The sequence below is a fragment of the Pelomonas lactea genome (assembly GCF_043555885.1).
GTDB classification, from domain to species: Bacteria; Pseudomonadota; Gammaproteobacteria; order Burkholderiales; family Burkholderiaceae_C; genus Pelomonas; species Pelomonas lactea.
Genome location: NZ_JBIGHX010000003.1, coordinates 88,258 through 99,486, shown reverse-complemented (window position 1 = coordinate 99,486; position 11,229 = coordinate 88,258). Strand labels below are relative to the sequence as shown.

Below are 11,229 nucleotides of genomic sequence, written 5' to 3'. Positions count from 1 at the left end.
CCGGCGCGCGCCCCGGGGCGTCGATGCGAAGGGGAACTCGGGTCCGCCCGGGGCGTTGCGCTGCCCGCGGGGTTTGCGCGCCCGGCGCTACTCGCGCTGGCGGCCCGCCGCGAGCTGCTGTTCACCGCGCGGCATCGGAATCCACGGCAGCAACGCCAGCGGCAGCAGCCCGCACCCGACGGTCCAGGCGAAGAAGTCGGCGTAGCCCACGCTCAGCTGGAGATCGCCGCTGACGGTCTTGGCCAGCACGAAGCCCAGCTGCATGACGCCCGAGCCCAGCGCGTAGTGCGCCGTCTGGAAGCGGCCCGGTGCGACGGCCTGCATGATGAACAGCACCATGCCGACGAAGCCGAACCCGTAGGCCAGCATCTCCAGCCCGATCGCCGCACTGATGGTCCAGTCATCCGCCGGACGCGTCACGCTCAGGACGTAGAACACGATGTTGGGCACCAGCATGGCGATGACGAGCACGGGCATGGCGCGGCGCAGCGACCACCAGGACGTGAAGTAGCCCCCCAGGACGGAGCCGACAAGGAAGGCCGCGGTACCAACGGTGCCGTAGGCGACGCCGACCTGGTCGCTGCTCAGCCCCAGCCCCCCTTTGTCTCTGGCCTCGACGAGGAAGAGCGGGCCGATGGTCTGCACCTGGCCCTCGGCAAGCCGGAAGACGATGATGAACAGCATCATCTTCCAGATGCCCGGTTTGCGAAGCAGGTCGGCAAGGACGTCGACGAGCCTCACAGCCTCGGTGGACGTCCGGCGCGGATTGGGCAGCGCCCGCGCATTCCAGGTCGCCAGACCGGCCAGCAGCGCAGCCAGCAGCGCGAAGATCGTCGTCCATGCGTTCAGCACGCCCAGCCGCGACTCCAGGTGCCCCGCCAGCACCATGAGCCCGCCCAGCGTCAGGAACTTGGATGCGTTGAAGAACGCACCCTGCCAGCCGGCGTAGGTGGCCTGACGCTTGCTGTCCAGCGCGTCCATGTAGAGCCCGTCGCAGGCGATGTCATGCGTGGCCGATGCATAGGCCAGAAAGAACAGCACCGCGATGCTCAGCGCAAAGAACGCGCTGGCCTGCAGGGCCAGCGCCAGCAGCCCGAGGCCCGCGGCCCCGGTGAACTGCAGCACCACCACGATCACCTTCTTGCTCTTCGCCAGCTCGACCAGCGGACTCCACAGCGGCTTGAGCGCCCAGGCCATCCCGATGGCACCGGTCCAGCGCGCGATCTGGTCGTTGGGAATGCCCAGCCGCTTGAACATGAAGCCAGCGATGAGCATGACGACGAAGAACTGCAGCCCCTGCACGAAGTAGAGGCTGGAGATCCAGCGGATGGGGTTGCGGGATTCGCTCATGGCAGTCTTCTCTCGACGCGCGATCCCCGCGCGCGCGGCCGCGGCGGGGGAAGGGTTGCTGCAGCTGCGGTCGAGCAGCCCGGCGGCCAGGGCTGTTCGCGGCACGTGCCTGCATGACCAGGCGACTTGGTGGGCGCCATCGCACCGGGCGCCGTCCAGCGGGCGTTCCTCCTTCGCACCGCTAGCGCCTGATCTCGACCGCACCGCCGCGCATGTCCGGCAGCAGGACCTGCACGGCGCCGCGATCGGCGTCGAGCGAGGCGGGCAGGCTGTCCATGCCTGCCCAGGCCTTAGGCACGCCACCGGACCAGCCGTGGACGAGCAGCGTCAGGCCGCTCCACCAGGGGGTGCCGGAGCCCTCACGCGGTTCGAACCGGATGCGCACGCCCTCGGCCGTCTGCTCGCAGCGCACCGTCTGCCGCAGGAACTCGCCGCGTCGGTAGCCGAGGCTCACGCCGTCGTCGGCGTACAGCTCCCCGCGGCAGTCGGCGCCGGGATAGACGTGGAGCTCCAGCCGCCCGGTCGGCACGAACGCCGTGCTTTGCACGAGGGGCTGCCTCGTAACGATGGCGCCAGGGCGAACGAAGACGGGCAGGCTCTCCAGCCGGGGCGTGATGGAAACCTTCGCGCCATCCAGCCGCTGCCCCGTCCAGTAGTCGAACCAGCCCGGGCCCGGCAGTTCCACCGTGTAGTCACCCGGCGATTCCGGCGTGGGCGACGGCGCCACAAGCAGATCGCCGCCGACCATGAACTGGTCCTCGGTGGCGCCGAGCCGGTCGCCCTTGGCCAGCACCTCCGGGAAGTTCAGGAACACCGGCCGCAGCAGCGGGATGCCGGTGCGGCTGTTCTCCTCCGCGGTGGCGTAGAGATAGGGCAGCAGCCGGTAGCGCTCGGCAATGAAGTGGCGCCGGATCGCCACGTGGGCGGCGGGCCCGACCCAGGGCTCCTGGTCGGCCCTGTGGGTTTCGGCGTGGGAGCGGAACAGCGGCATGAAGGCGCCTATCTGGAACCAGCGCGTCAGCAGCTCCGGCGACGGCGTCTCTCCCGCGTACCCGCCCACGTCGTTGCCCGCGTAGGCAAAGCCGCTGAGGCCCAGGTTGAGCAACTGCTGCACCCCCATCTTCAGGTGCTGCCAGCTGGACACGTTGTCCCCCGTCCACGTCGCGGCATAGCGCTGCCCGCCGGCGTAGCTCGCCCGGGTCAGCACGAACGGGCGCTGGTCGGGCTGCAGGCGCAGCAGCCCCTCGAACGTCGCCCGCGAGTTGAGTTGCCCGTAGACGTTGTGCAGCTCGGCATGGCTGGCCCGCCGGGGGGCGAAGTCGTCGCTGTCGATGCGATGCACCACGTCGAGCGGCATGGTCTTGCTCGGCACGTTGAAGATCGCCGGCTCGTTCATGTCGTTCCAGAAGCCCGCCACACCGGCGTTCGTCAGGCCGGTGTAGAGGTCGCCCCACCAGCGGCGTACCGGCTCGCGGCTGAAGTCGGGGAACACGGCCGAGCCGGGCCAGACGTCGCCGGCATAGAGCGCGCCGTCCGGCCGCCTGAGGAACACGTCCCGTGCCATTCCCGTGTCGTAGGGCGCATAGCCCTGGCCAGGCGCGTTCGCGATATGGGGGTCGGTGATCAGCACCAGGCGCAGCCCCTGCTCGCGCAGGTCACGGGCCAGCTTGGGCAGGTCAGGGAACGCGGCGCCATTCACGGTGAACGGCCGCGCGCGATCCTGATAGTCGATGTCCATGTAGATGACATCGGCGGGCAGTTGTTCGCTGCGCAGCCGCGCCGCGATCGCACGGACCTCGGCGTCGGTCCTGTAGCTCCACTTGGACTGCTGGAAGCCCAGCGACCACAGAGGCATCAACGGCGGAGCGCCGGTCAGCTGCGCGTACTGACGCAGCACATCCTTGGGCGTGGGGCCGCCCACCACGTAGTAGTCCAGCGCGCCGCCCTCCCCGCCCAGCGACAGCGTGTCCCGCTCGGCCCGGCCGAAGTCCATGCGGGTGCGCCACGGGTTGTCGAGGAACAGCCCCCAGGCCTTGCCGGCGTCGCTGACGGCCATGAAGAACGGCACGGACTTGTAGAGCGGGTCGGTGGCCTGCGTGAACTTGTAGGCGTCCGAGTTCCACATGACGAAGGAGCCGCCCTTGCGGTCCAGGCCGCCCGTCTTGTCGCCCAGCCCGAACACATGGTCGTCACCGCGCAGCCGGGCGCGCAACTCGAACCCGCGCGTGCCGGCCAACGCGGCCCGGCCCGACAGATCGCTGAACAGCGCCTGGCCGTTGCCGTCCAGCACCTCGACCCGCAGCGTGGCCGTGTCGACGCGCGCGGTGAGGCTGCCGCTGACAAGCTCGACGCGCGCGCCGCTGCGCCTCAGCTGCAGCGGCTGCCCGGCGCGGCGCACGCTCGCGGGCACGGCCCATGACGCATCCTCCGGCAGGCGGCCCCGGCCCATGCGGACGCGGACGATGCCGCTCGCCGGTGCACTCACTTCGAGCGTCACACCGCCGCGGGACAGGACATATCGGTCGACGGCGTCGGCCCGCACGAGCGGGGCAGCCGACATCGCCAGCAGCAGCGCAATGCAGCGGCCAGACCAGACACGACAAAGCTTGTTGGGCATGACGAGGTAGCGCCCGGTGAGCGCGCAGGGCCGCGCACACCGGGGGCACAGGCCCGCGGCGCAGCTACGAGGGTTTCAGGGGCGCGTTACTGCGCGGCGTACATCGCGGCGTACTTGGCGCCGAAGTACAGGATGAACGCGTAGCAGGCGGCCGGCAGCAGGAAGGACGCCTGCACACCGATCCAGTCCGCGAGCGCGCCCTGCGCGAAGGGAACGATCGCGCCGCCGACGATGGCCATGCACAGAATCCCGGAGCCTTGGCCGGTGTACTTGCCCAGGCCGTGCAGCGCCATGCTGAAGATGGTGGGGAACATGATGGAGTTGCACAGGCCCACCGCCAGGATCGCCCACATGGCGACGCTGCCCTGGCCAAAACTGGCCGTGAGCACCAGCGCGATCGCCACGAGCGAATTGAACGCCAGCGTCTTGCCCGGGCTGACCACGCGCATCACCGCGAAGCCGATGAAGCGGCCCACCATCGCCCCGCCCCAGTAGACGCTGACGTAGTGCGCCGCGTCCGCATGCGACAGGCCGGCGATGTGCGACTCGCCGAGGTAGTTGATCAGGAAGCTGCCGATGCTGACTTCGGCCCCCACGTACAGGAAGATGCCGATCGCGCCGAGCACGAGGTGGCGATGCGCCCATGCCGATCCATGCCCCTCACCCGCCAGCGAGACATCCTCGCTGTCGGCAATGCTGGGCAGCTTCGCCGCGAGGAAGAGCACCGCCAGCACGACCAGCGTGCCCGCCAGCGCAAGGTAGGGGCCACGAACCGTGGCCGCTTCGGCGGCCGCACCGGCGGCGGCACCCGCCGTCGACAGGATCAGCAGGCCGCCAACCGCCGGGCCGATGGTGGTGCCCAGGGAATTGAAGGCCTGGGTCAGCGTCAGGCGGCTGGAGGCCGTGCGCGGCGGGCCCAGCACCGTCACATAGGGGTTGGCCGCCACCTGCAGGATGGTGATGCCCGACGCGAGCACGAAGAACGCGAACAGGAACAGCCCGTAGCCCGAGGACGCCGCCGGATAGAACAGCGCGCAACCGCCCGCGGCCAGCAGCAGGCCGGCCACCGCCCCCTTCTGGTAGCCGATGCGCCGGATCAGCGCGCCCGCCGGCACCGACACGACGAAGTAGGCGCCGAAGAAGCAGAACTGCACCATCATGGCCTGCACGTAGCTGAGCGTGTAGATCGCCTTCAGGTGCGGGATGAGGACGTCGTTCAACGAGGTGATCAGGCCCCACATGAAAAAGAGAACGGTGACGATGACCAGCGCGCTGGTGTTGCCGCTGCCTGACGCCGTGACGGCGCCGTCCTGTCTCACCGCGGCCGCCGTGTGGGGTGCCATGTTTGCCATGCTGTCTCCTGCAAATGTGTGCTTGTACGTTGAGCCTGCCGCTGCGCGTTAGGGCGCCATGCCGGCAGGTGGCTGGGGCAGGTCGCGGCTGCGAGTGCCCCAGCCCTGGGGGTCGGGCTCGGTGCCGAGCTTGAAGCTGAGCGTACCGGCGCCCTGCAGCTGTTCCCAATCCAGCCAAACCCGCTCGACAGCCTTGCCGCCCAGGCTCACCGACTGCACGAACCGGCGCTCGCCAGGCCGCGCCTGCGCCGCCTCGATGCGCAGCGTGCGCCCCGGGCCCACGTCGATCTCGGCGCGCGGGAAGCGCGGCGCGTGCAGCAGGAATCGGCCGCTTCCCGGCGTGTCGGGATACAGGCCCAGCGCGCTGAACAGGTACCAGGCGGACATGGTGCCCAGGTCGTCGTTGCCGGTGACGCCATTGGGTGCGTTGCCGAACAGCGTCTCCGCGGCGCGCAGCACGGTGGCGGTCTTCCAGGGCTGACCGATCAACGTGTAGATCCACGGCGCGTGCAGGTCGGGCTCGTTGTTGGGGTTGTAGCGGAACTGGCTGTAGTAGCTGTAGGGGCCGACCACCCACGACTTGCGCACGGCCGTCGCCGGATCCGCGAGCAGCGCGTCGTAGTCGAAGAAGTGGTCCAGCCGCTGCGCTGCCTTGGGCTGCCCGCCCATCGCGGCGACGAGGCCGGGGACGTCCTGGCGCACCAGCCACTGGTACTGCCAGGCCGTGCCCTCGTGAAAGCCGCGCTCGGCACGCGGGTCGTAGCGGCCGTCAAGCTCCGCGAACCAGCTGCCGTCCAGCAGGCGCGGGCGGGGAAAGCCCCGCAACCCGGTGCCCGTGTCCACGGCGTCGGCATCCCAGAGGGTTCGCCAGTTCAGCGCTCGCCGGGCGAGCAGCTGCGCATCCTGCGTGTGTCCCATGGCCTTGGCCATGACGGCCAGGGCGCTGTCGGCCAGCGAGTACTCCAGCGTCGTCGAGGCGCCGTGATGCGGGTCGATGTCCATGCCCTTGGCGACAAACCCGCGATCGAACTGCACGAAGCCCTGCTTCAGATAGCTCGGGTTGCCCGCACGGCCTTGCGCGCGGATGCCGTGGGGCGGCACGCCAAAGGCGTTCTCCCGCAGCGCGGCATAGGCCTCGCGCTCGCGGCCCTTGAGCGCGCCGAAGCGCCACAGGTCCACCAGGAACGGGGTGACCGGGTCGCCGGTCATGATGTTGGTCTCGAAGTTGGCGTATCCCCAGCGCGGCAGCCAGCCGCCCTGCTCGCGGATCTTCAGCACCGAGTTGGCGATGTCGCGCGACCGCTCCGGCCGCAGCAGCGCCAGCAACTGGTTCTGGGTCCGGTAGGTGTCCCACAGCGAAAAGTACTCGTAGTAGGTCCACCCCTTGGCCGTGTGGATCTCGTTGTCGTAGCCACGGTAGCGCCCATCGGCATCGCTGCCGGTCAGCGGCTGCAGCAACGCGTGATACAGCGCCGTGTAGAAGACCGTGCGGTCATCGGTGCTGCCGCCCTCGATGCGGACGCTGGAGAGTTCGCGCCGCCATGCCGCCTGCGCCTGCACGCGCATCGCATCAAAGCTCAGCAACTGGCCGCCTGCCATGCCCTCGGCACGCAGGTTGGCGCGCGCGCCATCGGCATCCACCTTGGAGATCGCACTGACCGCCGTCACGGCGTTGCCGCTCCTGAGGTCGAACGTCAGCCAGACGCCATGCGGCCGGGCCTCGCCCTGCTGGCTGGGCACCTTGGCGCCCGGCTTGCCGCCATGGTCGTCCCAGATGCCGTGGGCCGTGAAGGGCCGGTCAAAGACCATGCGGAACCACGTGGTGTACTGCGCACCGCCGCAGAAGCTCTTGGTGACGACCTTGCCCTCGACGCTGCGCTCATCGAGCACGCGCACCTCGCTGCCCACGACGGCGTGCCGCTCGTTGGCCTGGCCCACGTTCAGCAGCAGATGACCGACCGGGGTGCCGTTCGCGAAGGTGTAGCGCTCGGCCGCGGCACGGGTCAGCGCCGTGGCCTCGGCGGTGATGCCGCCGTAGCTGGTCAGCTGCACCTTGTAGTAGCCGGCGTGGCCCACCTCGCCCTCGTGACGGTACTCGGCGGCGTAGCGCTTGTGGTCGAAGCTCTCGGCCTTGGCCGTGTCGAAGTCGCCGCCCGGGCCGATGCGGCCGGTGACCGGCAGCACCGAAAGCTGACCGCCCTGCTCCCAGCAGCCCGCGCCCGACAGGTAGGAGTGGCCGAAACCGCGGATGCGCGTGTCGCTGTAGCGCCAGCCGGCATAGTGCTCGCCGGTCGGGCTGACCTGGATCATGCCGAAGGGCGCAGAGGCCCCGGGGAAGGTGTTGCCTTCATCCTGCGTGCCGATGAAGGTGTTGACGGGCATGGCATCCGCCGCAGGGGCGGGCTGCGCCACCGCAGGCAGCATCCAGGCCACAGCCAGCATGAGAAGGCCCCAGCGGGCGCATCGGGTGAGTGTCATTTCGCGTGTCTCCTTCAGGGGCGGCTCTCGGGCGCAATCACGACGCCGCCTGCGCTTGCAGCAGGTCAAAGAGTTGGTTCATGGCCTCCCGGCTGGGAGGCGTGGCGCCGGCCTGCAAGCAGGCCGCAGAGCCTGCAGCCAGCGCCGCGTGCAGGTGCGCCTGCAACGGCCGGCCAGCATGGCTGTTGAGGCTGTGCAGCAGTCCGGCGGCGCTGGCGTCGCCAGCGCCCACGGTGTCCACCACGGCAACCCGCGGAGCCTGCGCATCGCAGCGTTCGTCGCCGCGGAACAGGCTGGCGCCCTCGCCCGCCCTGGTCAGCAGCAACATGGCGTCCGGGCTCATGGCGCGGAGCTGGCGAAGCGCCTGGTCGACATCCGTGCCCGGGAACAGCCCGCGCAGATCGTCGTCGGACACCTTGATCAGGTCCGCCAGCGCGGCCATCCTGTGCAGCGTCGGCGTGTAGCTGGCGTCCATCAGATTGCGGAAGTTGGGGTCATAGCTGATCGCCACGCCCTGCGCCTTGAGGCACTCCGCCAACGCCACCAGACGCCCCGCGAGCGGCTGGCGCGCCAGGCTGATGCCGCCGAAGTGTGCCCAGCGCAGCGCGCGCGACCACCCGCCGGGCATGGCGTCGACGTCGAAGTGCAGGTCGGCGCTGTCATCGCCGACGAAGAAGTAGCTGGGCGGCTCGCGCTTCTCGACGATGGCCAGCAGCGGCGAGCGCCGCAGCCGCTGCATCAGCCGCATGTCCAGCCCGGCGGCCTCGCTGGCGTGCCACAGCGCATCACCGAAGCGGTCCCGGCTGACGGCGCCGGCGAAGGCGGTGGGCTCCCCCAACGTGGCCAGCGCACGGGCGACGTTCCAGACCGAGCCCCCCACGCGGCTGACCCAGCACTCCTCACCCTGGTCGATCAGGTCGGTCAGCGCCTCGCCGGCGCAGAGCATCAGGGGCGCATCAAGCATGGCCGCCCCCTGCGAGCGCGGCGGCGATGTCGTAGCAGGCGCCCATGGTGTGATAGTCCACCTTGCCCGCGGGGCTCTTCTCGTCGCTGAGCTTGCGGTTGTGCCGGTCGAGGATGCGATACCAGGCGCCGTGCTGATGATCGACGAAATGGGTCCAGCTGTAGCGCCACAGGCGCTGGTACCAGTCCCAGTACTTCGACTCGCCGGTGCGCACCGCCAGCAGGGCCGCAGCCGCGGCGCTCTCGGCCTGCACCCAGAAGTACTTGTCGGCGTCGCACACGGTGAGGTCCGGTGCGAGCGAGTAGCTCAACCCGCCATGTTCGGCATCCCAGCCTTTCTCCATCGCAACGTTGAACAGCCGCTCCGCAGTGGGCAGCGTCCAGCCCAGCGCCTGGCCCTGCGCGGCGCCGTGGGCCTCGAGCTGCAGCAGCAGCTTGGCCCACTCGGTGAAGTGGCCGGGCTGATAGCCCCACGGCCGGAAGAGGTTGGCGGGGTCATCGATGTTGAAGCGCCAGTCCGGCTGCCATTGCGGGTCGTAGTGTTCCCAGATCAGGCCGCCACAGCGCGCCGCCTGGCGCTCGGTGATGTGGCGCGCCACCGTGCAGGCGCGTTGCACATAGCGCGATTCGCCCGTGGCCTGGAAGGCGGCCAGCAGCGCCTCGCAGGCATGCATGTTGGCGTTCTGTCCGCGGTAGGTCGACAGCACGCGCCAGTCCCTGCTGGCTTCATCCGCGTACAGGCCCGCACTTTCGTCCCAGAACCGGCTTTCCATCAAGTCGTAGGCCTGCGCGAGCCAGGGGCGCGCCTCGTCCAGGCCCGCCATCACGGCATGGGCAAAGGCCAGCAGCACGAAAGCCTGGCCATAGGCATGCTTGGTGCCGTCGACGACGGCGCGCTCGCCATCGCGCCAGCTCAGCAGCCAGAGGTAGCCGCCGTGCTCCTCGTCCGCATGGGCCTCGCGCAGAAAGCGCACGGCATGCCGCAGCCCGTCAAGGTAGGCCGGGTCGCCGAATTGACGGTAGGCCATGGCGTACGTGAACACGAAGCGCGTGCTGCTCACCAGGTGCCGATGCTGAGCGTCATAGACGCTGCCGTCGTCCTTGAAGTAGTGGTACATGCCGCCGCTGGGATCGATGCAGCGGGGGTGATAGAAGTTCATGCTGTGCCGCGCATGGGCGAGCAGCACCGCCCGAGAGCGGAAGTCGGGGAAATCGGACATGGATGGGGTCTAGGGGTGGGTACGCGCTATTCGTCGCAACTGCTTTCGCGCACGAGCATCTCGACAGGCAGGACGATCTCGGCGACGGGCTCTTCGGGCTTGCGATGCAGCAGCAACTCGATCCCGGTCGCGCCCAGTTGCTCCTTGTCGACATGCACGGTGCTGAGGGGCGGCACCGCCGCGGCCGACGTGCTGATGTCGTCGAATCCGACGACGGCGATGTCGGAGGGAACCTTCAGGCCCGCGCCGAGGCAGTACTTCATGGCGACCAGGGCGGTGCTGTCGTTGTAGCAAAAGACGGCGTCGGGCCGCTTGGGCAGCGCCAGCAGGCTGCGCATGGCCTCGACGACACCGTCATCGCCATCGCCCATGTTGGGCACGATGACCTCCAGATCGGGATCGGCCTGCGCCTTGGCTTCGAAGAGCGCCTGCCGGAAGCCCCGGTTGCGCTGCTGGATGCTGAAGTGGGCCAGCGACCCCGACAGCATGGCGATGCGCCGCCGGCCGCTGCGCAGCAGATGCCGCGTCGCGAGATAGCCCCCCAGCGCGTTGTCCGGATTGACCGACGTGAAGCCGCGCCGCTGCATGTCCACCAGCACCATCGGCTTGCCCGTGGCCTTCAAGGCATTCAGCACTTCCGGCTCAAAGAAGCCGGCGCAAAGGATGGCGTCGGGCTGATGCACGCGGATCTGCTCCAGCACCGGCTCCGCCGGGCCCACGACGATGAAGGACAGCGCAATGCCCTCGCGGGTGCAGGCCTCTTCCGCGCCATGCAGCACCGGCGAGAAGAACGGGCTGGAGGCCAGCGTGTTGTGCTGGCTGTGCAGGAGGAAGGCAATGCGGCGGATGCGCCCCTTCTTCAGCTGCGAGAAGTCGTAGCCCATGCGCAGCGCGGCGTCGCGCACCTTGTTGCGCGTGACCTCGGTCATGCCGGCCTGATTCTTCAGTGCGCGCGACACCGTCCCCACGGACAGCCCCGTCGCGTCGGCGATGTGGCGGATGGTGACCTGGCTCACGCCTGCACCCTCGCGCCGCCGGCGGAGTCGCACGATGAGCCATGCAGCAGATTCGAGGGCATCAGGGGTCTCCGGTGTTGGTTTATTAAACGCACTTCCGAGCATGTCTCGGGGCGCCGCGCAGAGGACTCAACCTCTTGTTTTATCTAGGCAACTTTTATATCGCCAGCGTTTTTCATCGTCAACGAAACCGGCGCCGGATTGCACGTATTTAGCGCGATTTAGTAAACAGT

At 69.1% G+C, this 11,229-nt stretch carries 7 protein-coding genes; all 7 read right to left on the bottom strand.

Annotated elements, in window-relative coordinates:
- Window positions 1-87: 87 nt before the first annotated feature.
- The 7 genes from ACG04Q_RS08985 to ACG04Q_RS08955 all read right to left on the bottom strand — a co-directional run bounded on the left by ACG04Q_RS08985 (window position 88) and on the right by ACG04Q_RS08955 (window position 10,996).
- A complete protein-coding gene (locus ACG04Q_RS08985) occupies window positions 88-1,350 on the bottom strand; it encodes an MFS transporter (RefSeq protein WP_394510567.1) in 1,263 nt (420 codons plus the stop codon).
- A gap of 181 nt (window positions 1,351-1,531) precedes the next feature.
- Complete coding sequence (locus tag ACG04Q_RS08980; protein WP_394510566.1) at window positions 1,532-3,967, bottom strand: glycoside hydrolase family 31 protein; 2,436 nt, start codon at window positions 3,965-3,967, stop codon at window positions 1,532-1,534.
- An 86-nt stretch (window positions 3,968-4,053) separates the two neighbouring features.
- Window positions 4,054-5,319: a sugar MFS transporter gene (locus ACG04Q_RS08975; protein ID WP_394510565.1), complete on the bottom strand. Its 1,266-nt coding sequence runs from the start codon at window positions 5,317-5,319 to the stop codon at window positions 4,054-4,056.
- 48 nt (window positions 5,320-5,367) lie between these two features.
- A complete protein-coding gene (locus tag ACG04Q_RS08970; RefSeq protein ID WP_394510564.1) occupies window positions 5,368-7,797 on the bottom strand; it encodes a GH92 family glycosyl hydrolase in 2,430 nt (809 codons plus the stop codon).
- A gap of 37 nt (window positions 7,798-7,834) precedes the next feature.
- Window positions 7,835-8,761: a carbohydrate kinase family protein gene (locus ACG04Q_RS08965; RefSeq protein ID WP_394510563.1), complete on the bottom strand. Its 927-nt coding sequence runs from the start codon at window positions 8,759-8,761 to the stop codon at window positions 7,835-7,837.
- Window positions 8,754-9,980 carry an AGE family epimerase/isomerase gene (locus tag ACG04Q_RS08960; protein ID WP_394510562.1) on the bottom strand — a complete coding sequence of 409 codons (1,227 nt, stop codon included), beginning with the start codon at window positions 9,978-9,980 and terminating at the stop codon, window positions 8,754-8,756. The genes ACG04Q_RS08965 and ACG04Q_RS08960 overlap by 8 nt, the downstream gene beginning before the upstream one ends.
- A 26-nt stretch (window positions 9,981-10,006) precedes the next feature.
- A complete protein-coding gene (locus ACG04Q_RS08955; protein ID WP_394510561.1) occupies window positions 10,007-10,996 on the bottom strand; it encodes a LacI family DNA-binding transcriptional regulator in 990 nt (329 codons plus the stop codon).
- Window positions 10,997-11,229: the final 233 nt, after the last annotated feature.